A 23,974-nucleotide genomic window follows, 5' to 3' on the forward strand; every position below is an offset into this window, starting at 1 on the left:
CGAACAAAGGTGGGGCATGGTAATCGAAAAACCGGCGGATGCAAATGGCGACGAAGAGCGGCGCATGGTTCTCTGCGCCGACGATTTCGGCATCTCGCCGGGGGTCTGCGACGCCATCGAAGACCTGCTGGAAAAACGCCGCCTGAGCGCGGTGAGCGCGATGACCGGCTTTGCGGAATGGCGGCAGCGCGCGGCGGGGCTGCGCGCCGCGGCGGCGGGCGCGGCGGACGTCGGCCTGCACCTGACGCTCACCGACCACGATTCGCTCGCGCCGCTGCCGCGGCTTGCGCCGGGCGGCGCGCTGCCCGGGCTCTCGGCGCTGTTGCGCGCGGCGCACCTGCGGCGGCTGGATGCGGCGGAGGTGGCGGCGGAGATCCGCGCCCAGCTCGACGCCTTCGAGGATGCCTTCGGCGGTGCGCCCGCCTTCGTCGATGGGCATCAGCACGTCCACGTCTTTCCGGTGGTGCGCGAGGCGCTGATCGCCGAGATGCTGCGGCGCTACGGCGCGTCCGCGTGGACGCGCAGCACCGCAGAACCGCTCGCCGCGGTGCTGCGGCGCGGCGTGACGCCGTTCAAGTCGGCGGTGCTGGCGGTGCTCGGGGCGCGGCATGCGCGCCTGGCGGATGCCGCGGGGATCGCCCGCAACCGCGGTTTCCGCGGCGCATACGACCTGGGGATTTCCGTGCCTTACCGCGATCTCTTCAAGAAATTCCTCAACGATGCGGGGACGCACCCGGCGCATCCCCTGATCTTCTGCCACCCGGGGCGCGACGATGCGGCGCTGCGGGCGCGCTCCACCCTTGCCGCGGCGCGGGCCGCGGAATACGCTTACTTCGCCTCGGCGGCGTTCGCCGAGGACTGCGCGCAGGCCGGCTACCGCATCGCGGCGTTCGGCGCGGGCCAAGGAACCAATCTCGGAGGAAACTGATGCAGGCGGTGTTCGTTCAACTGAAGTGCGATCTGGGCAAGGCGTACGAGGTGGCCTCCGGCCTCGTCGAGGACGTCGCCGAGACCTCCGAGGTGTATTCCACCTCGGGCGAGTACGACCTGCTGGCGAAGTTCTATGTGGAGGAGGGGGTGGACATCGGGCGTTTCGTCACCGAACGCGTCCAGACCATTCCCGGCGTTTCCGGCACCTTCACGCTGATCACCTTCAACGCCTTCACCAAGGCCTGAGGGCCTTGCGCGGCGGCCTCAGCCGCCGTGCTTCTTCATCAGCCAGACGCCGAGCGCGGCAGCGCCGCCGAAGCACGCCCACCAGGCCAGCGCGATGGGAAGGTGCGCCTTGTCGATCGGCAGGCCGAAAAGGCCGAGCCAAGAGTCGAGGATCTGTACGGCGAGGCCGAGAAAGCCGCCGACGAAGAGAATGCGTCCCAACAACAACATGCGGTGTCCCCCTGTCTGTCCGGGACGCCATACTACCCATCGAGCGCCACGATGCAACGCGCTTTGTCGGGGCGCCGCCATCATACTTTCGATACGCCGCAGCGGAACCGTCAATTCCGCCACATCTCCTTGGGTTTTTGCGGAATTTCGGCAATTTTCGAGAGAGACGCGCGCGAGTTTGGATTGATCCTTAGGTATGATCGTCTATACTTGGAAGCGCGCCCATCTTCGCAACGACTCTGCGCGGCGGAGGCGGGGCTGGGAGGATTCGGCCATGCCGGGCAAGACACCCCCGATCCCTCCGGAGGACGTCGTGGACTTCGACCGCGGCGTGCATCTTCCTGCGCCCGGGCGCGGCAACGAGCTTTTCCTGCTGCGCGGCGCGCCGCCGCCGCGGGCGGACGCGGGTCCCCGCGACGCTCTCGACCTTTCCGGCGTCGCCGCCCCCGATTGGTCGGCGGCCCTCGACGCCGCGCCGGAGGATTCCGGCGGCCTGCTCATTCGTATCGACGAGGCCGTCCCCGCGCGGTGATGGCGAGCTTCGCCCCCGCGGCGATGACGCGCCGCGTCTGTAGCCGCTTCAGCACGCCGGGCAGGCGCGCGAGCGGCGTCCAGAGGCATGCCGTGGCGTCGTCGCCCGCCCGCGCCCGGCCATGCCACGAGAACACCCGGAAGCAGAGAATGCGATAGGCCGGGCCGCCGCGGTGGCGCACCGTGACGTGGGCGAACGGCAACACGGCGAGCGGCGCAAGGCCGGTCTCCTCGGCCATTTCGCGGACGAGCGCGCGCAAGGGCGTCTCCCCCGCCGCGATGCGTCCGCCGGGCAGCGACCATTCGCCTTGCCGCGGCGCATGCCCGCGGCGGGTCAGCAGCACCTGGCCGCGCCGAACGAACAGGCCGCTGACGCAGGGCACCGTCTTTTCGCGGAATCGGCGATCACGCATCTGTTCAGCCTTTCCCATTCTGCGTATCATCCCCATTTGGGTAAGCGGCCCCAATGGGCTGCGCCTGGTCGAAAACCCTCAACCGCAACTGCCGAAAGCAACCGCGATGGCCGAAAAGCGTATCATGGATCGCAAGGTCGTGGCTTCCGAGACGATTCTCTTCCGCGAGGGGCAGGATGGCGACTTCGCCTATCTGGTGCAGAGCGGGGTCGTCGAGATCTACAAGGGCCTCGCCGACGGTTCGGAACGCCGCCTCGGCCTGATCACCGAGGGCGGCATCTTCGGCGAGATGGCGCTGATCGACGACCAGCCGCGCATGGCCAACGCCCGCACGGTGGAGGCCTGCACCCTGGTGGTGATCAACCGCATGATGTTCGAGGAGCGCCTGCACAAGCTCGACCCGTTCATCCGCGGCCTCCTCAACATGCTGGTGCGCAATCTCCGCGATATGTCCAAACAAGACATCTGACCCCGGCAAGGAACCCCGCGCATGTCATCCCCGCCGCCCGCCGGAGCGAAATCCCCCGGCAAGAAGCCCCTGCGCGGCAAGGTCAAGCCGAGAACCACCGTGTTCGCGCGCCTGCGCGGCTATTTCTTCGCCGGGCTGCTCGTCACCGCGCCCGCGGCGCTGACCCTCTATCTCGCCTGGCTGTTCATCTCGGTGGTGGATTCCCAGGTCGGCTCGCTGCTGCCGCCGCGCTACCGCCCCGGCATCGACATCCCCGGCTTCGGCGTGCTGGTGCTGCTCGCCTTCCTCACCCTGGTGGGCGCGCTCACCGCCGGGCTGATCGGGCGGCTGATGCTGCGCTGGTGGGAGGGCATCCTCAACCGCATGCCGGTGATCAGCAGCATCTACGGCGCGCTCAAGCAGCTGTTCGAGGCGGTGCTGTCCAACCAGTCCTCGGCGTTCCGCCAGTGCGTGCTGGTGGAATATCCGCGGCGCGGCATCTGGGCCTTGGGCTTCATCAGCGGCGTCACCGAGGGCGAGGTGCAGCGCCTCACCGAGAACGAGGTTCTCAACGTCTTTCTGCCGACCACGCCCAACCCGACCTCGGGCTTTCTGCTGTTCGTGCCGCGCAGCGACCTGGTGATCCTCGAGATGACGGTGGAGGAGGGGATCAAGATGGTGATCTCCGGCGGCATCGTCACGCCGCCCGACCGCGCGAAGAAGGACCCGCACCGGATCAAGGGTCCGGTCAGCCGGAGCGCAGCGTCGCCACGACAGAATCCCGCGAAAACAGATACAAAAGGCACCTGAGCGCCGCGCCGCGCGCGCCCGCCAGTTCGGGGTCCATCGCCAGGATGCGCTCCGCATCCGCCCGCGCGATGGCGAGCAGGTCGGCGTGCGCCGCAAGGTCGGCGAGGCGGAACTCCGGCAGCCCGCTCTGCCGCGTGCCCAGCAGTTCGCCCGCGCCGCGCAGGCGCAGGTCCGCCTCGGCGATGGCGAAGCCGTCGTCGGTGGCGCGCAGGGTGGTCAGGCGCTCCTGCGCGGTCTCGGTGAGGTTGCCGTAGAGCAGCAGGCAACTCGAAGCGGCGCTGCCGCGGCCGACGCGGCCGCGCAACTGGTGCAGCTGCGCCAGGCCGAAGCGCTCCGCATGCTCGACGACGATGACGCTGGCGTCGGCCACGTCCACCCCCACCTCGATCACCGTGGTGGCGACGAGAACCCGCGTCCTGCCGGCGAGGAAGTCCTGCATCGCGGCGTCGCGCTCCGGCCCCTTCATCCGCCCGTGCGCCAGGCCCACCGCGTCCTTGCCCAGCACTTGGGCGAGGGCGGCGGCGCGTTCCTCCACCGAGGTCAGCGGGGTTTCCTCGTCGCCTTCCACCAGCGGGCATACCCAATAGACCTGCCGCCCCGCGGCGACGGCGCGGCGCACCCCCTCCACCACCTCCGCCAAGCGGGAGAGCGCCACCAGCCGGGTGTCGATCGGCAGGCGGCCGGGCGGGCGCTCGGCGATGCGCGAGGAATCCATGTCGCCGTAGGCGGCGAGCATCAGGGTGCGCGGGATCGGCGTCGCGGTCATCACCAGCAGGTCGGTGTCGCGCCCCTTGTCGGAGAGCATGAGGCGCTGCCGCACGCCGAAACGGTGCTGTTCGTCGATCACCGCCAGACCGAGGCGGCGGAACGCCACGTCGTCCTGGAACAGCGCATGGGTGCCCACGGCGATCTGGGCGCGGCCCTCGGCCAGCGCGGCGAGCGCCGCGGCGCGCTCCGCGCCCTTGTCGCGGCCGGTGAGCAGCACCGCGGACATCCCGGCGGCTTCGGCGAGCGGCGCGATGGTGGCGAAGTGCTGCCGCGCCAGCAGGTCGGTGGGCGCCATGAAGGCGGCCTGCGCGCCGGATTCCACGGCGCGCGCCATCGCCAGCAGCGCGACCACGGTCTTGCCGCTGCCGACGTCGCCCTGCAACAGGCGCAGCATGCGGGTGGGTTGCGCCATGTCGGCGTGGATTTCCGCCAGCGCGCTTTCCTGCGCCGCGGTGAGGGTGAAGGGCAGGGCGGTCCGGATACGCGCCGCGAGCGCGCCGGTGCCGGGCAGCGCCAGGCCGGGGCGGGCGCGCGCCTTGGCCCGCACCACCGAGAGCGCCAATTGCGCGGCGAGCAGTTCGTCGAAGGCGAGGCGGCGGCGCGCCGGGTGTTGCGGCGACAGCGCCTCCGGCGTGGCGCAGGCGTGCACGTCCGCCAAAGCCGCGCCCCAGGCGGGCCAGCCCTCGCGGCGCAGCAGGTGCGGGTCGTTCCACTCCGCCAGCTCCGGCAGGCGCGCCAGCGCATTGCGCGCGGCCTTGCCGAGAACCCTCTGGGTCAGCCCGCCGGTGAGGCCGTAGACCGCCTCCACCGCCGGAATTTCGTCCGCCTTGTCCGGCGGCGCGATGTAGTCCGGGTGGCTGATCTGCGGCGCGCCGCGGAACCATTCCACGCGCCCGCTGACCAGCCGCGTCGCGCCCTCGGGCAGGGCGCTCCGCAGGTAGTCCTCCCGCGCGTGGAAGAACACCAGGGCGATCTCGCCGCTGTCGTCGGCGCAGACCACGCGGTAGGGGCTGCGGCTCTTCGGCGGCGCGGCCTCGTGGCGCAGCACCCGCACCGTCAGCGTCGCGGTCAGCCCGTCCGTGGTCTCCATCACCGCCGGGCGCGCGGTGCGGTCGATGCAGCCCTGCGGCAGATGCCACAGCAGGTCCACCACCTTGTCGCCGTCCACGGCGCGGGCGATCAGCGGCGCGATGCGCGGCCCCACACCGGGCAGCGAGGTCAGGGGCGCGAACAGCGGATAGAGAATCGGCGGGCGCATGCGGATGACCGAGGATGACAAAAAAATCCAATCCCTATATATCCTATCCTCGGTCCCGACGACAGGCGGGGCGTTCCCGAAAACCGAAGGACTCAAGCCGATGACTCCTAGCGATCCCCTGGAAATCCGCCGCAAGCGCCTGATGTTCCGCTCCGCCTACCGCGGCATGAAGGAACTCGACCTGGTGATCGGCGCTTTCGCGGAGGCGAAGGTTGCCGGTTTCGGCGCGGAACAGTTGCGCCAGTACGAGGCGATTCTCGACGTGCCGGACAGCGATCTTCTCGACTGGCTGTGCTACAAGGCCGCGGTCCCTGCCGAGATGGACACCGCAGTCATGCGGGAACTCATGGAATTCGATTACGTTAAGACGCTGCGTTGACCTCGTTTCTTAAAGACCTCCCACCCCGCGGGCGCCGCACCCTTACCGGCGTCGCGGCGGGCTTCGACGCCTGCCTGCTCGGCCGGTTGAGCCGCGAGGCGGCGGGCGGGGTGCTCTATGTCGCGGCGGACGACGTGCACCTGGCGCGCCTGGCGGAGGCGGTGGCCTTCTTCGCTCCGGACATCGAGATTCTCGAATTCCCCGCCTGGGACACCGTGCCCTACGACCGCGCCTCGCCGCATGCGGAGATCGTCGGGCGGCGGCTCGCCACGCTGTCGCGCCTCGCCGACGAAGGGCCGCGCCCGGGCCGCCTGATCCTCGCCACGGCGCGCGCCGCGGTGCAGCGGGTGCCCGGACGCGAGCGCATGGCCGGCGTGCGCCTCGACCTCGCGGCGGGCGGCGGCCTCGACCCCGCGGCGCTGATTTCCTTCCTCGACCGCAACGGCTACGGACGCGCCGACCAGGTGATGGAGCCGGGCGAATACGCGGTGCGCGGCGGCATCGTCGATATCTTCCCCTCCGGCGCGGCGGAGCCGGTGCGCCTCGACTTCTTCGGCGACACCCTGGAGACCCTGCGCTCTTTCGACCCGGTGACGCAGCGCACCAGCGGCGGGCTTGCCGCCCTGGCGCTGCGCCCGGTGAGCGAAATCCGCCTCGATGCGGCGGCGATCGCCGCCTTCCGCAGCGGCTACCGCGAACTCTTCGGCGCGGTCGCCGACGATCCGCTCTACGAGGCGGTGTCCGCGGGCCGCCGCTTCCCCGGCATGGAACACTGGCTGCCGCTGTTCTTCGAGGACGGGCTGGACACCCTGTTCGCCTATGCGCCGGAGGCGGTGGTGGCCTTCGACGCGGCCCTGCCGGAAAGCCTCGAAGCCGCGTGGGAGCAGATCGACGAATACTACGCGGCGCGCAAGACCGCCGCCGAGACCGGCTTCAAGGACGGCGGCGCGCCCTACCGCGCGGTGCCGCCGCCGCGCCTGTTCGTGGACGAGGCGGAGTGGAAGCGCCTGCTTGCCGCCCGCGCCGCGCTCACCCTCACCGAGTTGGACGCCCCGCCCGAGGACGGCGGCGCGGCGGAAGCGGCGGACTCCCTGCCGGGCCGCCTGTTCGCCGAGGCCCGGGCGCGGGGCTTCGACGCGGTGTTCCCGGAAATCGCCGCCTACGCCGCGGAACAGCGGGGCGAGGGCAGGCGGGTGATGATCTCCACCCTCACCCTGGGCTCGCGCGACCGCCTCGCGGCGATGCTGCGCGACCACGCGATCGCGCCGGTGGCCGCCGCCGAAACCTGGGCGGAGGCCGAGGCCGCGCCCGCGGACGCCCTGGTGCTTGCCGTAGTGCCGCTGGAACGCGGCTTCCGCGCGCCGGGGCTCTGCGTGATCTCGGAGCAGGACATCCTCGGCGATCGCCTGGCGCAGCCGCGCCGCAAGAAGGCGCGCAAGGCGGAAAACTTCATCGCCGACGCCTCGTCGCTCGCCGAGGGCGACCTGGTGGTGCACGCGGAGCACGGCATCGGCCGCTACGAAGGGCTGGAGACGGTGACCGCGGGCGGCGCGCCGCACGACTGCCTGCGCCTGCTCTATGCCGACGGCGACAAGCTGTTCGTGCCGGTGGAGAACATCGACGTGCTCTCCCGCTACGGCTCGGAGGATGCGGGCGCGGCGCTCGACCGCCTCGGCAGCCCGGCGTGGCAGGCGCGCAAGGCGCGCCTCAAGGCGCGCATCCGCGAGATGGCGGAACAATTGATCCGCACCGCGGCGGCGCGGCAGGTGCGCACCGCCGAAAGCTTCGCCGCGCCGGAAGGGCTCTACGACGAATTCTGCGCCCGCTTCCCCTATACCGAGACCGAGGACCAGCTCAAGGCGATCGAGGAGGTGCTGGAGGACCTGGGAACCGGGCGGGCGATGGACCGCCTGGTGTGCGGCGACGTCGGCTTCGGCAAGACCGAGGTGGCGCTGCGCGCCGCTTTCGTCGCCGCCTATGCCGGGGTGCAGGTGGCGGTGGTGGTGCCGACGACGCTTCTGGCCCGCCAGCACTACCGCAATTTCCGCGAACGCTTCGCCGGGCTGCCGCTGAAGGTGGAAACGCTCTCCCGCCTGGTCTCGGCCAAGGATTCGGCGCGGGTGCGCGCCGGGCTGGCCGACGGCACCGTGGACATCGTCGTCGGCACCCATGCGGTGCTGGCGAAGTCGCTTTCCTTCGCCCGCCTCGGCCTGCTCGTCGTGGACGAGGAGCAGCACTTCGGCGTCGCCCACAAGGAACGGCTGAAGCAGCTCAAGGCCGACGTGCACGTCCTCACCCTGACCGCCACGCCGATCCCGCGCACCTTGCAGATGGCGCTCTCCGGGGTGAAGGAACTGAGCCTCATCGCCACGCCGCCGGTGGACCGCCTGGCGGTGCGCACCTTCGTCCTGCCGTTCGACCCGGTGATCGTGCGCGAGGCGATTTTGCGCGAGCGCTTCAGGGGCGGGCAGACCTTCTACGTCTGCCCGCGGATCAAGGATATCGACCTGGTGCTCACCCGCCTGCACCGCATGGTGCCGGACATCCGCGTCGCGGTGGCGCACGGCCAGATGGCGGCCAAGTCCCTGGAGGACGTGATGACGTCGTTCTCCGACGGCGGGTTCGACGTACTGGTCTCCACCAATATCATCGAGAGCGGCCTCGACCTGCCCAACGTCAACACCATCGTCATCCACCGCGCCGACCTCTTCGGCCTGTCGCAGCTCTACCAGCTGCGCGGCCGCGTCGGGCGCGGCAAGGCGCGCAGCTACGCCTATCTCACGCTGCCGCACGACCGCGCGGTGGGCAAGGCGGCGATGAAGCGCCTCAACGTCATGCACTCCCTCGACAGCCTCGGCGCGGGCTTCACCCTGGCCAGCCACGACCTCGACATCCGCGGCGCGGGCAACCTTCTCGGCGACGAGCAGTCGGGCCACATCCGCGAGGTCGGCATCGAGCTCTACCAGCACCTGCTGGAGGAGGCGGTGGCCGCGGCGCGCGCCGGAGGCGCGGCGGCGGAGACGGCGGAAGCCTGGTCGCCGCAGATTTCCCTCGGTATGCCGGTTTTGATTCCAGAGGGTTACGTCGCGGACTTGAGCGTGCGCTTGAACCTCTACCGGCGCATCGCGGCGGTCGCCTCGCGCCCCGAGATCGAGGCCCTCGCCGCCGAAATGATCGACCGCTTCGGCCCCTTGCCGCCGGAAGTGGAAAACCTCCTCGACGTGGTGGCGCTCAAGGCCCTGTGCCTGCGCGCCAACGTGGAGCGTTTCGACGCCGGGCCGAAGGGCGGGGTGATCGCCTTCCGCAACGGCGAATTCCCCAATCCCGTGGGCCTCGTCGGCTATATCTCGAAGAACGTCGCGACGATCAGGATCAAGCCGGACCAGAAGCTGGTGATCATGCGTCCGTGGGAGGACGCGTCCCTGCGCCTCACCGGGGCGCGGCGGATCATGGACTCTCTGGTGGAGATCGCCGAAGCGGCGGGGTGAAGTTGGCCTCCCGCGTCAGCGCCGCCTCCTCGCCCGCCGCGGCGACGTCGAGCAGGCGCACCAGCACCTCCGCCTCGTGCGCGCCGGTGATCGTGAACGCATCGTCGATGACGAACAGCGGCACCCCCAGGGTGCCGGAGCGCTGCGCGTTTTCCGCCTCGGCGCGCAGCGCCTCGATCGTCGCCGCGTCGTCGAAGGCCTCGGCGATGCGGGTCTCGCCGAGACCGGCGGCGATGCCGATGCGCGCCAGCTCCGCGCGGTCGCCGATGTCCAGCCCTTGCGTGAAGTGGGCGGAAAACACCGCGGCGGCCACCTCGGTCTGCCTGCCGAAGCGGTGCGCGAGGCGGATCAGGACATGGGCGTCGAGCGTCGGCGGCACGCGGCGGATCGCGCCGAAATCGAAGGGGATGCCGACGGCGTTGCCGATCTCGGCAAGCGAGGCGAGGAGGCGCTTGGCGCGCTGCGCACCGCCGAACTTGCGTTCCACGTAGACGGAGAAATCCACCCCCGTATCCGGCAGGTCGGGATTGAGGAAATAGGGCCGCCAGAGGATCGCGGGCTTGAGCGCCGGGCGCAGCGCCAGGGCCTGGGCGAGGCGGCGCTCGCCGATGAAGCACCAGGGGCAGATCGCATCGAAGTGGATGGCGATGCGCATCGGCGGCGCGGTCAGCTGAGGTTGGCGCGGGCACGCATCAGAATGCCCTCGGCGGTGTCGCCCGGCTCCATCCCCGCGACGCCGACCAGCGGCCAGATCTTCACCGGGCGGTAGACCTCGGGCACCGCGAAGTCGGTGAAGGTGAGCACGCCTGCGATGCGGTTCATCACGAACTGCGCCTCGGAGGGCAGGGTGTCGGGCAGCACCACGACGAAGTCGGAGTCGGTCAACCGCGCCGCCAGGTCCTCGACGCGGACCAGCCGCGAAAGCCAGCGGCCCAACTGCTCGGAGAGGATCCGGCAGGCGGCTTCCCCGGCTTCCTCGCGCAGGGAGAGCGCTTCCGGCAGGTGCAGGTGCACCACGCTGAGCGCGCGGTCGCGCTCCACGGCGATGGCAAGCCGGGCAGAAAGATAGGGGACAAGGAAGGCTTCCGTATAGACCGCCTGGCGGGGATGTCCGGTCGCCTCGGTGAGGGTGCGGCGCAGCGCGTCGCGCACCGCGTTGCGGCGCGTCTGCAACTGGATCAGGGCCTCCGCCTCGCGCTGCAACAGGGCGTCGTCGCCTTCCTCCGGCAGGACTCGGCTGGCGCCGGAGCGGTAGAGATCGCGGCAGTCCTCCGGCGTGATCTCGGGCATGCGCACCAGGAAGGGCAGGTTGAACAGGCGCGGATTGTCGCGCATGTCGCGGCAGAAGGCGACGATATCCTCGATCATGCCGCCGGGCGCGTCGATGATCGCCACGTCGAAGAAACCGGGGCCGGTGATGATGCTTTCCGCCTCCGCGGTGGAGGCGGCGGTTTCCCACAGCACGTCGCCGCTCAGGAAGTTCTGCGGCAGGGTCTGCGGCGGGTTGAGCGACAGGTAGAGCGCCCGCACCGTGCCGAAGGCGGCGGGCGCGGCGTCGAAGCGGGGCGGCGCGGCCTTGTCGCCGCGCAGGCGCAGCTCGGCGAGCATGGTGGAGAGGCGGAACAGCGGCTGCAGCCGGAAGACCATGGCGTCGGCGTCGAGGTTGACCGGCAGCACGTCGTCGAAGCGCGCGCCCGCCGCGCCGCGCCAGCCGGGCGCGGCCGCCATGTCCAGCGCGACGGGAATGTCGGCGGTTTCGGCGTGGCTGCGCACCGCCTGGAGAACCCCGGCGGAGAATCCGGCATCGGCGTTTTCGCCGATCAGCACCACATCCGGCGGGAAGGTGCGCACCGCGGCAAGGGCGCTTTCCGCATCGGCGTGGATGGCGACGCGGTAGCGTGCATGTTCGAAGAACGCCCCTATATGCCTCGCGCGTTCGCGATCCTGGGAGACGATGCAGAGGCTGCCGATGTTGGTCATGGTTTCCGGTCGTTGTTGCGGGCATCCGTATTCCAGCGGGATACTACGCCAAGACATCTCACGATACCAAGTCTCCATGATACCGCGAGTAGAGCGAAGTCCTCCGGAGAATTTCCGGTTTTCCGAATATGCGCAAGAGCGCGGTTTCGCCATAACATTTCTATCATAAAATTTTCTTCTGCGGGAAAACGACAAGGCCACGGTTTTTGGCCGAAGGTGCGATCCATCGCGTACTGCGGGGTGGATCAATGACGGCCATTCGAGTTTCGGATCTCAGCAAGACCTTCGGCAAGGGAGCGGGAGGGCGCAGCGGTTCCCGCCGCGCCCTGGACGGCATTTCGCTGTCCATCGGCCACGGCGAGATGGTGGCGCTGATCGGCGCTTCCGGCTCCGGCAAATCCACGCTGATCCGCCATGTCAGCGGCCTTCTCGTCGCCGACCGCGGCAAGATCGGCAAAAGCTCCGAGGTCACGGTCCACGGCAGCCCGGTGCAGGTGAACGGCCGCCTCTCCCACGACGTGCGCCGCCTGCGCGCCGACGTGGCGGTGATCTTCCAGCAGTTCAACCTGGTGGGGCGGCTGTCGCTGCTCGAGAACGTGCTGCTCGGCGGTCTCGGGCGCATCGGCTTCTGGCGCGGTTCGCTCGGCCGCTTCAGCCGCGCCGAAAAGATGGCCGCGATGGAGGCGCTCGCCCGCGTCGATATGGCGGACTATGCGATGCAGCGCGCCTCGACGCTTTCCGGCGGCCAGCAGCAGCGCGGCGCGATCGCCCGCGCCCTGCTGCAGAAGGCCTCGATCATCCTCGCCGACGAGCCGATCGCCTCGCTCGATCCGGAAAGCGCGCGCCGCGTCATGCAGTCGCTCGCCGAGATCAACCGCGAGGACGGGACCACCGTGGTGGTCTCCCTGCATCAGGTGGCCTACGCCAAGAAATATTGCCCCCGCGCCGTCGCCCTGGCGCAGGGGCGGCTGCTCTACGACGGTCCGAGCGACGCGCTGGACGTCGCCACCCTGTGCGCGCTCTACGGCGCGCAGTGCGAAGAGCTTCTGATGGACGAGACCATGGGGTCCGGAACTCCGCCGGAACCCGCCACCGGGCCCGCGGCGGCCCATCCGACCCTGCGTGCCGTCGGCTGTAATGGCGACTGACCGCATGCAGACCACCGCCTCGAATTTTTCCCGCCATCGTCGTCAATGAGGAGACTTCACATCATGTTCCGCACTTTTCTGGTTGCCTCGGTCGCCGCGGCTGCGCTGCTTGCGGCAGCTCCCGGCGCCTCGGCCAAGATGCCCCAGGTCCTGAATTTCGGCATCATCTCCACGGAATCCTCGCAGGCCCTGAAGGCCGGCTTCGATCCCTTCCTCAAAGACATGGAGAAGGCCCTGGGCGTGAAGGTGAAGGCGTTCTTCGCCCCGGACTACGCCGGCATCATCGAAGGCATGCGCTTCAACAAGGTCGATATCGCCTGGTACGGCAACAAGAGCGCGATGGAAGCGGTGGACCGCGCGGGCGGCGAGATCTTCGCCCAGACCATGGACGTCACCGGCAACCCGGGCTACTGGTCGCTGCTGCTGGCGCACAAGGACAGCCCGATTTCCAGCCTCAAGGACGTTCTGAAGTGCGACAAGAGCCTCGCCTTCGGCAACGGCGATCCGAATTCCACCTCCGGCTTCCTGGTGCCGAGCTACTACGTCTTCGCCCAGAACGGCGTGGACCCCAAGGAATGCTTCAAGGTGGTGCGCAACGCCAGCCATGAAGTCAACGCCATGGCGGTCGCCAACAAGCAGGTGGACGTCGCCACCAACAACACCGAATCGATCGACCGCCTGAAGAAGGTGCACCCGAAGGAGGCCGGCGAAGTCAAGGAGATCTGGCGCTCCCCGCTGATCCCCTCGGACCCGATCGTGTGGCGCAAGAACCTGGACGCCGACGCCAAGCAGAAGATCTACTACTTCTTCATGCGTTACGGCCGCACCGGCGACCTTGCCCAGGTGCAGCATGAGCGCAAGGTGCTGGCGGACATGTCCTCCGGCTGGGCGCCGTTCATCGCCTCCTCCAACCAGCAGCTCATCCCGATCCGCCAGATGCAGGCCTTCCGCGACAAGCTGAAGACCGAGGCCAATCCCGGCATGGACGCCAAGGAGAAGGCCGTGAAGATCGCCGATCTCGACGCCAAGCTGAAGGCCCTGGACGCTCTGGCCAAGACCGTGGAATTCCGCAAGGACTGAGCATCCCAATCGCCGCGAACGCCCGGAGCAGGCCGCTGCCGGGCGTTCGCACATATGCAGGAAAGGGTTGAACCATGGAAGACGCCGCCCCCCGATATGCCGTATCCGCGATCGCGTTGCCGCAGCCGGACCGCCGTGCGCGGTTCCTGAAAACGGTGGGCTGGGCGGTGTTCTGCGCCGCGCTGCTCGGGTCCTGGAGGGGGGCCGAGATGCGGCCCCTGGACCTGTTGAACTATGCGGGCAACATGCGGGTGTTCGCCGAGGGCTTCTTCCCGCCGGATTTCTCGCAATGGCGGCTGTTCCTCCAGGAAATGCTGGTCACCCTGCAGATCGCCCTGTGGGGGACCGCGCTCGCGGTGGTCGCGGCGGTGCCCTTCGGCGTGCTCTCGGCGGAAAACGTCGTGCCGTGGTGGGTCTGCCAGCCGGTGCGCCGCCTGATGGACTCCTTCCGCGCGATCAACGAGATGGTCTTCGCCATGCTGTTCGTCGTCGCCGTCGGCCTGGGGCCGTTCGCGGGCGTGATGGCGTTGTTCGTCCACACCACCGGCATTCTCGCCAAGCTGTTCTCCGAGGCGGTGGAGGCGGTGGACCCGCGCCCGGTGGAAGGCATCCGCGCCACCGGCGCGCACCCGGTGCAGGAGGTGATCTTCGGCGTCATCCCGCAGGTGATGCCTCTCTGGATTTCGTTCGCGCTCTACCGCTTCGAATCCAACGTGCGCTCCGCCACCGTGGTCGGCCTGGTCGGCGCGGGCGGCATCGGCATGGTGCTGTGGGAGGATATCCGCGGCTTCAACTACAGCGAAACCGCGGCGGTGATGATCCTCATCGTGATCACCGTGACGCTGCTCGACCTCGCTTCGCAGCGCCTGCGCAAGCTCTTCACCTGAGCAGCGTGAGATAGAGGAAGCGGTGCGCCGCGTCTTCCAGGGTTCCGTCGTTGGCGATGGTGACGAGGCCGGGGTGCCGCACCGCCAGCCCGGCGTTGCGGTGCAGCCGCGCCTCCAGCGCCTCGGCGCTCTCGCGGCCGCGCGCGGCGAGCCGGGCGCGCAGAATCTCCGGCGCGGCGGTGACCAGCACCGGCAGCAGGGCGGGGTAGCGCCGGTGCGCCGCGTCGAAGGCGGCGCGCGAGCCGTTGACCACCACGTCGCTGCCCGCCGCCATCCAGGCGTCGATCTCGATGCCGATGCCGTAGGACCAGCCGTGGCTCTGCCAATGCAGCGCGAAGCCGCCCGCATCGCGCCGCGCCGCGAACTCCGCGGGCGAAAGGGCGACGTGGTTCTCCGAGGCGTCGTCCGCCGGGCGGGTGATGTAGCGGTGCGCGAACCACATCTCCGGCGGCGCGGCCTGCCGCGCGGCGCGCAGCACGCTGTCCTTCCCCGCGCCCGAAGGACCCATCACGTAGATCAGGCGTCCGCCCATGGTTTTTCCCCCAGCAGGATGGTGTTGAGATGACCCAAGCCAAGCTCGGCCCCGCGCCGGCGATCGATCCCACCGCCGAGGTCCGCGGCTGCACCCTCGGCGCCTACGCCGAGATCGGGCCGCGCTGCATCCTCGCCGAAACAACCTTCGGCGACTACAGCTACGTCGCGGGCGATGCGGAGATCGTCTACGCCGCCATCGGCAAGTTCGTCTCCATCGCCTCGCACACCCGCATCAACCCCGGCAACCACCCGATGGCGCGCGCCACCCAGCACCACTTCACCTACCGCGCCTCGGCCTATGGCCTGGGGGAGGACGATGCGGATTTCTTCGCCTGGCGGCGCGCCCACGCGGTTTCCATCGGCCACGACGTGTGGATCGGCCACGGCGCGCTGATCATGCCGGGGCGCAGCGTCGGCACCGGCGCGGTGGTGGGCGCGGGGACCATCGTCACCCGCGATGTGCCGGACTATGCGGTCTGCGTCGGCAATCCGGGGCGCATCCTGCGCTACCGTTTCTCCGGCCCGGTGCAGGAGTCTCTCAAGCGCATCGCCTGGTGGGACTGGCCGCACCAGACCCTCGCCGCCGCGCTCGCGGACTTTCGCGGGTTGCCGGTGGAGGCGTTCTGCGAGAAACACGATCCCGCCCATGACAAGTAGTTACGCCTTGAAGTTTAAGCGTTGAATTAACATAAACGGTGCGCCCGCGGCCGCCTGCGCGAACACGCAGATGCCGCGCACCGGCACCGCGCGGGCGCATGCGGAGCCGAAAAAGGCGCGCGCCGCATCGAACAGGTCGCCGCGCAACCCGGCATCGGCGATCGAATCCGTAAGCGTGATGTGGAAGCGGTAGGAGTCCAGCACGTAGGGGTATCCCCAGGCGCGCAGGTGGTCGCGCTCGCGCGGCGAAAGCGCCTCGGCGCGCCGCCGTTCCAGCTCCGCCGCCGTGGGCGGCGCGCGGAAGCCATCCAGTCCGCGTACGCAGCGCTCCGCCATCTCGTGCAGCGCGAGGCAGGGTTCGGTGGGCAGCAGCGCGAGAAAGTTGCCCAGGCGGCCCACCGCGAGACCCGGCAGGTCGAACGGCGCTTCCGCCGCGGCGAAGCCCTCCGCCGCGGCGAGAAAATCCGCCTCGCCGCATCCCTCGGCAAGGTGGAACGGCGCCTTCAGCGTGGCGTGCAGGCCATACCGCCGCGGGTCCCCGGTCAGCGCCGCCAGCGCGGCGGTGGAAAAGCCGTTGACCTCCGGCTGCGGCAGCGCCGCCCCCGAGGCCGCATCGCGGCCGAGCCAGGCGCTGCCCAAGGCCCACAGGGGATCGTCCTCCTCCGGCGCGTAGTAGACGGCGTAACGCGGAAACGCAGGCATGCGCAGCCTCCTAAAAGAAAAAACTTTCCGGAGGGACTCGGTCCCTCCGGACCTCCCATAAGTTTTTTCGCGCGAAGCGCCATAAGCCTGAGGCGGTTGCAACGCAGAGGTTGCCTGCCGCTTCGCGGCTGAAAATCAGTTATGGGGTGCGCGAGGGGACCGAGTCCCCTCGCAAAGTTTTTGTGTTCAGGCCACGGCCTTGCCGGTACGCCACACCTGGCGCACCACCGGCAGGCGGGGCAGCAGCCTCACCCGCACCATGTCGGCGCGCAGGCCGGGCGCGATGCTGCCGCGGTCGGTCAGGCCGATCATCCGCGCGGTATTGCCCGAGACCATGGCGACCGCCTGCGGCAGGGAGAGGCCGAGGTCTTCCCACAGCAGGAAGGCGGCGTGCAGCAGGCTGACCGGCACGTAGTCGGAGGAGAGGCCGTCGAGCAGGCCGTCCCTGGCGAGTTCCCGCGCCGAGACGTTGCCGGAGTGCGAGCTGCCGCGCACCACGTTGGGCGAGCCCATCACCGTGGCGAGGCCGAGTTCGTGGGCGCGCGCCGCGGCCTCCCGCGTCGTCGGAAATTCCGAGATCGCCGCGCCCTCGCGCGCCGCCTCGTCCACGTGGGAGGGTTCGGTGTCGTCGTGGGTGGCGATGATCAGGCCGTGCCGCTGCGCCAGGGCGACGATCTCGCGGCGGTGCGTCTCGCCGTAGCGTTCGCGCGCGGCGCGCAGGGTGTCCAGGCGCTCCTGCACCACCTCCGGCGGCAGGTGTTCCGCCTTGTGGTACTGCAACCAGTGGGTGAGCTCCCGCCACTGGCGCTGGCCCGGGGTGTGATCCATCAGCGAGATCACCCTGACCAGCGGGTTGTCCATATGCGGCCGCACCAGGTCCACCACCGTCGCGCCCACCACCTCGCAGCGCAGATGCAGCTTGTGGTCGGCGCGCAGCACGTCCGCCTCCAGGCCGCGGACGACGCCCGCGATGCTGTCGTCGATGAAGCTGTCGCGGCCCGGCTTGTGGGCCTCGCCGATGCTGATCGCGTCCAGCACCGTGGTGATGCCCGCCGCGGCGATCTGCGCGTCGTGGGCCAGCACCGCCGCCATCGGCGAGGGCCACTTCACGCCGGGGCGCGGCTCCAGGTTCTTCTCCATGTTGTCGGTGTGCATCTCCACCAGGCCGGGCAGCAGGTGGTCGCCCTCCAGGTCGATGGCGGAGGGCAGGGCGCTGCGTCCTTCCGAAATGCTGCGGATCAGGCCGTTCTCGACTTCGACGGTGCCGTCGATCACGGCGTCGGCGGTGACGATGCGGGCATTGGTGAGGATCATGCTGGTCATGCTGCCTTCGCGGTGGAAAGGTCGAACAAACGGTCGGTCACGGCGGCGCGGGTCTCATCGTCGTGGAAAATCCCGACGATGGCGGCGCCCGCGGCCTTGGCCTCGGAAATCAGGGAGGTCACCACCGCGCGGTTGGCGGCGTCCAGCGACGCGGTGGGTTCGTCCAGCAACAATATGGGGGTGGGGGCGATCAGGCCACGCGCGATGTTGACGCGCTGCTGCTCGCCGCCGGAGAAGGTGGCGGGCGCGAGGCTCCACAGCCGCGGCGGAATGTTGAGGCGCGCCAGCAGCGCCGCCGCCGCCTCGCGCGCCGCCGCGCGGTCCTCGCCGCGGCGGATCAGGGGCTCGGCGACCACGTCGAGCGTCGGCACACGCGGGATGACGCGGAGGAACTGGCTGACGTAGCCCAGAGTCTGGCGGCGCACCTGCAAGACGGTGCGGGAATTGGCGGCGAGGATGTCCACCATGCGCCCGGCGTGGCGCACCCGGATCTCGCCCTCGTCGGGCAGGATGTTGGCGTACATCGCGCGCAGCAGGGTGGACTTGCCCGCGCCCGAGGGGCCGTGCAGCACCACGCACTCCCCGGCGGAAACCTCCAGCGAAAGCCCCCGGAACACCGGGATGCGGGTGCCGCCCTGGGTGTGCAGGGTGTAGGTCTTGGCGAGGTTCTGGGCCGAGAGCATCACTGTCATCGTCATACCTGAAGGACCGAGGAGACCAGAAGCTGGGTGTAGGGGTGGTGCGGGTCGTCGAGCACCTGGTCGGTGAGGCCCTGTTCCACCACGCAGCCCGCCTTCATCACCATCAGCCGGTGGGCGAGCAGGCGCGCCACCGCCAGGTCGTGGGTGACGACGATGCACGAGGCCCCGACCTCGTCCACCAGGCCGCGGATGAGGTCCAGCAGGCGCGCCTGCACCGAGACGTCGAGGCCGCCGGTGGGTTCGTCCATGAACACCAGGCGCGGCTGCGTCACCAGGGTGCGGGCGATTTGCAGGCGCTGCTGCATGCCGCCGGAGAAGTGGAGCGGCAGGTCGTCGGTGCGCGCGGCGTCGATCTCGACGCGGGTCAGCCAGCCGGTCGCCTCGCCGCGGATGCCGCCGTAGTGCCGCGCGCCCTGCGCCATCAGCCGCTCGCCGATGTTGGCCCCGGCGGAAACCCGCAGACGCAGGCCGTCGCGCGGGTTCTGGTGGACCAGGCCCCATTCGCCGCGCAGCAGCGCGCGCTTGCGCGCCTCCGGCAGGGTGCGGAAGTCCACTTCCTCGCCGTCGCGGCAGCGGTAGAGGATTTCCCCCGCGTCGGCCTCGATCTGCGCGGAGAGGCAGTTGAGCAGCGTGGTTTTGCCGGAGCCGGACTCGCCGACGATGCCCAGCACCTCGCCGGGCCAGAGGTCGAAGGCAACGTCGCGGCAGCCCAGCGTCGTGCCGTAATGCTTGGCCAGGCCGCGCACCGCAAGCAGCGGCGGATCGGGGTCGAGGCCGGGGGCGAAGGAAGCGGCGAGCACGTTCATCGGGCGGCCTCGGTTTCCGCATAGGGGGCGCTCATCGGGCCGAGGTGCCCGGCGGCGCGGCGTTTTTCGCAATAGTCGGTGTCGGAGCACACCATCATCCGGCCGCCTTTGTCGTCGATCACCACCTCGTCGAGGTAGCTGTCGGTCGCACCGCACAGCGCGCAGCCATCGCTCCAGGTCTGCACCTCGAAGGGATGGTCCTCGAAATCCAGGCTGACCACGGACGTATAGGGCGGCACCGCGTAGATGCGCTTCTCCCGCCCCGCGCCGAACAGCTGCAACGCGGGCATGTGGTCCATCTTCGGGTTGTCGAACTTCGGGATCGGCGAAGGGGCCATGATGTAGCGGCCGTTCACCCGCACCGGGTAGTCGTAGGATTTGACGATGCGGCCGAGGTGGGCGATGTCCTCGTAGAGGCGCACGTGCATCACCCCGTATTCGGTGAGGGCGTGCATCTTGCGGGTTTCGGACTCGCGCGCCTCCATCCAGCGCAGCGGCTCGGGGATCGGCACCTGGTAGACGAGGATCTGCGCCTCGGTGAGCGGCTCCTCGGGGATGCGGTGGCGCGTCTGGATCAGGCTCGCCGCCGCGGTCTCGGTGGTGGTGTCCACCCCCGCGGTCTTCTGGAAGAAGCGGCGGATCGAGACCGCGTTGGTGGTGTCGTCGGCGCCCTGGTCGATCACCTTGAGGGTGTCGTCCGCGCCGATCACCGCGGCGGTCACCTGAATGCCGCCGGTGCCCCAGCCGTAGGGCAGCGGCATCTCGCGCCCGGCGAACGGCACCTGATAGCCGGGGATCGCCACCGCCTTCAAGATGGCGCGGCGGATCATCCGCTTGGTCTGTTCGTCGAGATAGGCGAAGTTGTAGCCGGTCTCGCTCATCGTACGGTCTCCGCCTCGGCGCGCAGGGCGCGCACGTTGACCAGCTCGCCCTGGAAATCCACGTAGTGCGGCAGCTTGAGGTGCTGCAGGAAGCCCGAGGCCTCGACGTTGTCGGAATGGCCGAGGACGAACTCCTCGTCCTGCGCCGGGAAGCGGCGCTCCTCGTCGAACTCCCCGGCGCGCAGGCTGCGGTCCACGATCGCCATCGCCATCGCCTTGCGCTCGTTGCGGCCGAAGGTGAGGCCGTAGCCGCGGGTGAACTGCGGCGGCTGCGTCTTCGAGCCGGTGAACTGGGTGATCATGTGGCACTCGGTCAGCTCCGCCTCGCCGATGACGATGGGGAAGCCCAACTCCTCGGGGACGATCTCCACCTCCACGCCGCCGAGGCGGATCTCCCCGGCGAAGGGGTGGTTGTTGCCGAAGCCGCGCTGCGAAGAGTAGGCGAGCGCCAGGACGAAGCCCTCGTCGCCGCGCGCCAGGTTCTGCAGCCGCAAATCCCGCCCGGCGGGAAAGGTCAGTGGTTCGCGGGTGAGGTCGCCGGGCTCGGCGTCGGCGGGCGCGGAGTCCGCCTCGATCAGCCCCTCGTGGTTGAGGATGTCCACGACGCGCGGCATCGCCGCATCGTCGGCGGGCGCGGCGGCGGCCCGGGGCGCTTCCGCCGCGTCGGCCATCAGCGAAAAATCCAGCAGGCGGTGGGTGTAGTCGAAGGTCGGGCCGAGCACCTGGCCGCCCGGCAGGTCCTTGAATGTGGCGGAAATGCGGCGGTTTATCGTCATCTTCGCGGTGTCCACCGGCAGGCTCGCGGCGAAGCGCGGCAGGGTGGTGCGGTAGGCCCGCAGCAGGAAGATCGCCTCCACCGCATCGCCGCGCGCCTGCTTCAGCGCCAGCGCCGCGAGGTCGGCGTCGTAGAGCGAGCCCTCGCTCATCACCCGGTCCACCGCCAGGGTCATCTGTTCCTTGATCTGCGCGATGGAAAGCTCCGGCACCGCGGGGTCGCCGCGCCGTTCTTCCGCCAGCAGCGCATGGGCGTTGTCGATCGCCTTTTCGCCGCCCTTGACCGCAACGTACATGACGAACCTACCTCTCGATGCGGACGGTGCGCGGCAGCCCGGCGATGCGCTGCGCGTCGATCAGGATCATGTCCAGCCCGGTGGGGAACAGCGCGTTGATCGCGCCGCGCCGCGCCCAGAACTCGGGAGTGAGTCCCGCCGCCTCGATCGCCTGGCTGCCGGGAATGCCGGGGCCGGCGATCTCCGCCGCCGGACCGCCCGCGAGCGCGGAGGTCTGGATCAGGAGAGTGGCTGCGCGGTCCGGGTATTCCGGCGTGCCGACGTGGAAGGCCTCCATCAGCGCCGTCGCCTCCTCGGCGGAGAGCACGGCGAAGGCCGCCTCGCCGGGCTGCGCCGCGACCGGGCAGCCGCAATGGAAGGAGAGGAACTGCCGCACGTCCGGGGTGTCCACCGAGCGCCCCAGCCACACCGGCGTGTCGAGGTCGAAAAGCGCGAGGCAGAGCGCCGCGGCGGCGGGGTGGAGCGGCCCCGGCGCGATAGACAACAGCCCGCGCATGTCCTGCAGGCGGCCGGGATAGGAGATCGCGGCGAGCACCTTGCGGAAGCACCTTTGCGCGTCGCGCACCGGGTCGGCGAAGCCGGGCGAGGGCAGATGCGGCGCCAGGGCGGCGGTGGGCGAGGGGAAGGGCATCATCGGGGTCAGTCTCCACGGACCATGGTGAAGAAATCGACGCGGGTGGCGGCGGTCTTTTCCGCCGCGGCCTGCCGCCGCGCCGCAAGCGCGGCGGAAAGCGGCGCGATCAGCGTGCGTTCCAGTTCCGCCCGGGCTTCCGGGCGCTGCATCAGGGCATCGAGAATCGCCGCGGCCCTGGCCTTGGCGCGGTCGCGCCCGGCGACGTAGGCATGGCCCACGGTGCCGTCGGCAAGCGCCACGGAGCAGCGCGCCACCGGCATCTCGCCGAGGTTGAAGGGCGCGCCGCCGCCGCCGGTGCGGCCGCGCACCATCACCAGGCCGACTTCCGGCGCGCGCAGCACGCGCACCTCGTCCGCCAGGCCGCCGGGCAGGGCGGCTTCGAGCGCGGCGGCGTCGGACAGCGCGAAAAGGCGCATCCAGCCTTGCCGGGCGGCGGCGTTGGCGGCATCGTCTGAGGCGGTGCATCGGGTCATGGCGGACCTTTGTCTAGACAACATGCCGTCATGCTATTACACTGGAAGCGTTTTCGAAAGCCCGAATTCGTGAACGTTTTGTGGGGGAACCATGACCGCCGAAAAAACCGCCGCAGAGCCCGCGGAATGGCTGCGTTCCGCGCATGTCGGGCGTGGGAACGGCGCGCCGCTGTGGCGACAAGTCGAGGCGTTGTTGGCCCGCGCCATCCGCTCCGGAGCGATCAAGCCCGGCGAGCAATTGCCCACCGAGTTCGAACTGGCGGCGCATTTTGCGGTCAACCGCCACACCATCCGCCGCGCGCTCGCCAACCTCGAGATCGAGAGCCTGATCCGGGTGGAGCGGGGACGCGGCACCTTCGTCCACGAGAACGTCATCGACTACCAGCTGTCGCGGCGCACCCGCTTTTCCGAGAACCTGCGGCGGCAGAACCTGGAGCCTTCCGGGGTTATCCTGGACTGCGGCGAGCGCCCGGCGCCGCACGCCGTGGCGCGCGCCCTCGGGCTTGCCGACAGCGAGCCGACGGTGTGGGTGCGGCACCTGTCCCAGGCCGATGGGCGGCCGATCAGCACCGCGGAACACTACTTTCCGCTCAATCGGTTCCAGGGATTTCTTGATATTTATCGTCAGCGGAAATCGATCACCGCGGCCTATGCCTACTTCGGCATCTTCGACTACACGCGCAAGAGCACGCGGGTGACCGCACGGATGCCGACCCTGGAGGAAGCGGAGCTTCTGAAGCAACCGAAGAACCGCCCGGTGCTGATCACCGAATCGGTCAACATCGACGCCGAGGGGATTCCCATCGAATACGGGCGCACCGCCTTCAACGGCGAGGTGGTGCAACTGGTGGTCAGTCCGGACGATCCGTAGGCGGCGGAGGAAGGCGATGCCAGCCCGCCGGGCCGTAGCCTTCGAGCGGCTGGAAATGGGCCTTGTAGGCCATCTTGCGGCTTTCCGCGATCCAGTAGCCGAGATAGAGGTAGGGCAGGCCGAGCCTGCGGCAGGCGTCGATCAGGGTGAGAACCACGAAGCTGCCGAGGCTGCGCTTCGGCATGTCGGGGCGGTAGAACGAATAGACCGCCGAGAGGCCGTCTTCCATCACGTCGGCGAGCACCGCGGCGGCCAGTTCCTCCTGCGGATCGCGGAATTCCAGCACCAGGGTTTCGATCGGGCTGTCCTCGATCATCGAGCGGTATTCGTGGAACTCCATCGCCGCCATGTCGCCGCCCGCGTGGCGGACCTCCTGGTAACGCAGGAACAGGCGGTGCTGCTCGCCGGTGGCGACCGCCGGGCAGGGGGCAGGGGTGAGGTCCGCATTGGCGCGGCGGATGCGCCGGAAGGTGCGGCCCTCGCGGAAGTTGGCGGCGTCGATGCGCACCGGCACGCAGGCGGAACAGCCGGGGCAGGCGGGGGCATAGGCGATGGCGTGGCTGCGGCGGAAGCCGGAGCGCGAGAGGATTTCGTGGAAGCGCGCGGCGTCGCCCTGGCCGAGTTCGGTCACCACCTTGCGCTCCAGGCGGTGCGGCAGGTAGGGGCACGGCGCGGGCGCCGTGGTGTGGAAGACGAAGGTCTCGGTGCGATAGGTCTTCATGGCGCCTCATGCAGCCGGAACGCAC

At 69.6% G+C, this 23,974-nt stretch carries 27 protein-coding genes; 12 read left to right on the forward strand and 15 right to left on the reverse strand.

The annotated features are described in order from the left end of the window. Positions 1–16: 16 nt before the first annotated feature. Both O7R11_RS00475 and O7R11_RS00480 read left to right on the forward strand, forming a co-directional pair. Entirely contained in the window at positions 17–928 is a 912-nt protein-coding gene (locus O7R11_RS00475) for a ChbG/HpnK family deacetylase (RefSeq protein WP_337995508.1), read from the forward strand. Beyond that, positions 928–1,176, forward strand: a complete 249-nt coding sequence (locus O7R11_RS00480; RefSeq protein WP_337995509.1) for an Lrp/AsnC family transcriptional regulator — start codon at positions 928–930, stop codon at positions 1,174–1,176. Before O7R11_RS00475 ends, O7R11_RS00480 begins: the two co-directional genes overlap by 1 nt. An 18-nt stretch (positions 1,177–1,194) precedes the next feature. Here O7R11_RS00480 and O7R11_RS00485 read toward each other — a convergent pair whose 3' ends face one another. Continuing rightward, entirely contained in the window at positions 1,195–1,386 is a 192-nt protein-coding gene (locus O7R11_RS00485) for a hypothetical protein (protein ID WP_337995510.1), read from the reverse strand. A gap of 274 nt (positions 1,387–1,660) precedes the next feature. Here O7R11_RS00485 and O7R11_RS00490 point away from each other — a divergent pair, with 274 nt between their 5' ends. Continuing rightward, entirely contained in the window at positions 1,661–1,918 is a 258-nt protein-coding gene (locus O7R11_RS00490) for a hypothetical protein (RefSeq protein ID WP_337995511.1), read from the forward strand. On the opposite strand, the gene O7R11_RS00495 is transcribed toward O7R11_RS00490, so the two are convergent. Continuing rightward, positions 1,884–2,330: an NUDIX domain-containing protein gene (locus O7R11_RS00495; protein ID WP_337995512.1), complete on the reverse strand. Its 447-nt coding sequence runs from the start codon at positions 2,328–2,330 to the stop codon at positions 1,884–1,886. The two genes, O7R11_RS00490 and O7R11_RS00495, sit on opposite strands and share 35 nt — an antisense overlap. 124 nt (positions 2,331–2,454) lie before the next feature. Between O7R11_RS00495 and O7R11_RS00500 the strand changes: the two genes are divergently transcribed. Both O7R11_RS00500 and O7R11_RS00505 read left to right on the forward strand, forming a co-directional pair. Continuing rightward, positions 2,455–2,799 (forward strand): Crp/Fnr family transcriptional regulator, encoded by a 345-nt coding sequence (locus O7R11_RS00500; RefSeq protein ID WP_337995513.1) that lies wholly within the window; start codon positions 2,455–2,457, stop codon positions 2,797–2,799. A gap of 21 nt (positions 2,800–2,820) precedes the next feature. Then, a complete protein-coding gene (locus O7R11_RS00505; protein WP_337995514.1) occupies positions 2,821–3,588 on the forward strand; it encodes a DUF502 domain-containing protein in 768 nt (255 codons plus the stop codon). Here the strand turns inward: O7R11_RS00505 and recG are convergent. After that, complete coding sequence (recG, locus tag O7R11_RS00510) at positions 3,527–5,614, reverse strand: ATP-dependent DNA helicase RecG (protein ID WP_337995836.1); 2,088 nt, start codon at positions 5,612–5,614, stop codon at positions 3,527–3,529. The genes O7R11_RS00505 and recG overlap by 62 nt on opposite strands. 100 nt (positions 5,615–5,714) lie before the next feature. On the opposite strand from recG, the gene O7R11_RS00515 reads away from it, so the two are divergent. Both O7R11_RS00515 and mfd read left to right on the forward strand, forming a co-directional pair. Further along, on the forward strand, positions 5,715–5,993 hold the full coding sequence (locus O7R11_RS00515) for an FAD assembly factor SdhE (protein WP_337995515.1): 279 nt from the start codon (positions 5,715–5,717) through the stop codon (positions 5,991–5,993). Next, positions 5,990–9,481 carry a transcription-repair coupling factor gene (gene mfd / locus O7R11_RS00520; protein WP_337995516.1) on the forward strand — a complete coding sequence of 1,164 codons (3,492 nt, stop codon included), beginning with the start codon at positions 5,990–5,992 and terminating at the stop codon, positions 9,479–9,481. The genes O7R11_RS00515 and mfd overlap by 4 nt, the downstream gene beginning before the upstream one ends. Here mfd and O7R11_RS00525 read toward each other — a convergent pair. Both O7R11_RS00525 and O7R11_RS00530 read right to left on the reverse strand, forming a co-directional pair. Continuing rightward, a complete protein-coding gene (locus tag O7R11_RS00525; RefSeq protein ID WP_337995517.1) occupies positions 9,441–10,136 on the reverse strand; it encodes a DsbA family oxidoreductase in 696 nt (231 codons plus the stop codon). The genes mfd and O7R11_RS00525 overlap by 41 nt on opposite strands. 11 nt (positions 10,137–10,147) lie before the next feature. Further along, entirely contained in the window at positions 10,148–11,461 is a 1,314-nt protein-coding gene (locus O7R11_RS00530; RefSeq protein WP_337995518.1) for a diguanylate cyclase domain-containing protein, read from the reverse strand. Between the two features lie 248 nt (positions 11,462–11,709). Between O7R11_RS00530 and phnC the strand changes: the two genes are divergently transcribed. The 3 genes from phnC to phnE all read left to right on the forward strand — a co-directional run bounded on the left by phnC (position 11,710) and on the right by phnE (position 14,576). After that, entirely contained in the window at positions 11,710–12,609 is a 900-nt protein-coding gene (phnC, locus tag O7R11_RS00535) for a phosphonate ABC transporter ATP-binding protein (protein ID WP_337995519.1), read from the forward strand. Positions 12,610–12,654: 45 nt separating this feature from the next. Further along, positions 12,655–13,689 carry a phosphonate ABC transporter substrate-binding protein gene (phnD, locus tag O7R11_RS00540; RefSeq protein ID WP_337995520.1) on the forward strand — a complete coding sequence of 345 codons (1,035 nt, stop codon included), beginning with the start codon at positions 12,655–12,657 and terminating at the stop codon, positions 13,687–13,689. Between the two features lie 74 nt (positions 13,690–13,763). Further along, a complete protein-coding gene (phnE, locus tag O7R11_RS00545; protein WP_337995521.1) occupies positions 13,764–14,576 on the forward strand; it encodes a phosphonate ABC transporter, permease protein PhnE in 813 nt (270 codons plus the stop codon). On the opposite strand, the gene phnN is transcribed toward phnE, so the two are convergent. Continuing rightward, the gene (gene phnN / locus O7R11_RS00550; RefSeq protein WP_337995522.1) at positions 14,569–15,108 is read right to left on the reverse strand and encodes a phosphonate metabolism protein/1,5-bisphosphokinase (PRPP-forming) PhnN; all 540 of its coding nucleotides are present in this window, start codon (positions 15,106–15,108) and stop codon (positions 14,569–14,571) included. The two genes, phnE and phnN, sit on opposite strands and share 8 nt — an antisense overlap. 29 nt (positions 15,109–15,137) lie before the next feature. Between phnN and O7R11_RS00555 the strand changes: the two genes are divergently transcribed. Next, positions 15,138–15,767: a DapH/DapD/GlmU-related protein gene (locus O7R11_RS00555; RefSeq protein ID WP_337995523.1), complete on the forward strand. Its 630-nt coding sequence runs from the start codon at positions 15,138–15,140 to the stop codon at positions 15,765–15,767. Here the strand turns inward: O7R11_RS00555 and O7R11_RS00560 are convergent, their stop codons facing one another. The 8 genes from O7R11_RS00560 to phnG all read right to left on the reverse strand — a co-directional run bounded on the left by O7R11_RS00560 (position 15,768) and on the right by phnG (position 22,357). Continuing rightward, positions 15,768–16,469 (reverse strand): DUF1045 domain-containing protein, encoded by a 702-nt coding sequence (locus O7R11_RS00560; RefSeq protein ID WP_337995524.1) that lies wholly within the window; start codon positions 16,467–16,469, stop codon positions 15,768–15,770. It lies immediately after the preceding gene. Positions 16,470–16,655: 186 nt separating this feature from the next. Beyond that, complete coding sequence (locus tag O7R11_RS00565; protein WP_337995525.1) at positions 16,656–17,792, reverse strand: alpha-D-ribose 1-methylphosphonate 5-triphosphate diphosphatase; 1,137 nt, start codon at positions 17,790–17,792, stop codon at positions 16,656–16,658. Further along, positions 17,789–18,484 carry a phosphonate C-P lyase system protein PhnL gene (phnL, locus tag O7R11_RS00570; RefSeq protein WP_337995526.1) on the reverse strand — a complete coding sequence of 232 codons (696 nt, stop codon included), beginning with the start codon at positions 18,482–18,484 and terminating at the stop codon, positions 17,789–17,791. The genes O7R11_RS00565 and phnL overlap by 4 nt, the downstream gene beginning before the upstream one ends. Before the next feature lie 2 nt (positions 18,485–18,486). Next, on the reverse strand, positions 18,487–19,299 hold the full coding sequence (gene phnK, locus O7R11_RS00575; protein WP_337995527.1) for a phosphonate C-P lyase system protein PhnK: 813 nt from the start codon (positions 19,297–19,299) through the stop codon (positions 18,487–18,489). Further along, on the reverse strand, positions 19,296–20,180 hold the full coding sequence (locus tag O7R11_RS00580; protein WP_337995528.1) for an alpha-D-ribose 1-methylphosphonate 5-phosphate C-P-lyase PhnJ: 885 nt from the start codon (positions 20,178–20,180) through the stop codon (positions 19,296–19,298). Before O7R11_RS00580 ends, phnK begins: the two co-directional genes overlap by 4 nt. Further along, positions 20,177–21,250: a carbon-phosphorus lyase complex subunit gene (locus O7R11_RS00585; RefSeq protein WP_337995529.1), complete on the reverse strand. Its 1,074-nt coding sequence runs from the start codon at positions 21,248–21,250 to the stop codon at positions 20,177–20,179. Before O7R11_RS00585 ends, O7R11_RS00580 begins: the two co-directional genes overlap by 4 nt. 7 nt (positions 21,251–21,257) lie before the next feature. Further along, positions 21,258–21,884, reverse strand: coding sequence for a phosphonate C-P lyase system protein PhnH (phnH, locus tag O7R11_RS00590; protein ID WP_337995530.1), 627 nt, complete (start codon positions 21,882–21,884; stop codon positions 21,258–21,260). Positions 21,885–21,889: 5 nt separating this feature from the next. Then, positions 21,890–22,357, reverse strand: coding sequence for a phosphonate C-P lyase system protein PhnG (phnG, locus tag O7R11_RS00595; protein WP_337995531.1), 468 nt, complete (start codon positions 22,355–22,357; stop codon positions 21,890–21,892). A gap of 91 nt (positions 22,358–22,448) precedes the next feature. Here phnG and phnF point away from each other — a divergent pair, with 91 nt between their 5' ends. Continuing rightward, positions 22,449–23,228, forward strand: a complete 780-nt coding sequence (gene phnF / locus O7R11_RS00600; protein ID WP_337995532.1) for a phosphonate metabolism transcriptional regulator PhnF — start codon at positions 22,449–22,451, stop codon at positions 23,226–23,228. Here the strand turns inward: phnF and O7R11_RS00605 are convergent. Beyond that, positions 23,209–23,949: an arginyltransferase gene (locus O7R11_RS00605; RefSeq protein WP_337995533.1), complete on the reverse strand. Its 741-nt coding sequence runs from the start codon at positions 23,947–23,949 to the stop codon at positions 23,209–23,211. The two genes, phnF and O7R11_RS00605, sit on opposite strands and share 20 nt — an antisense overlap. Positions 23,950–23,974 lie beyond the last annotated feature (25 nt).

Origin of the sequence: Oleispirillum naphthae, from assembly GCA_027864655.1 — a bacterium.
In the GTDB taxonomy this organism is placed as follows: domain Bacteria; phylum Pseudomonadota; class Alphaproteobacteria; order Rhodospirillales; family Rhodospirillaceae; genus Oleispirillum; species Oleispirillum naphthae.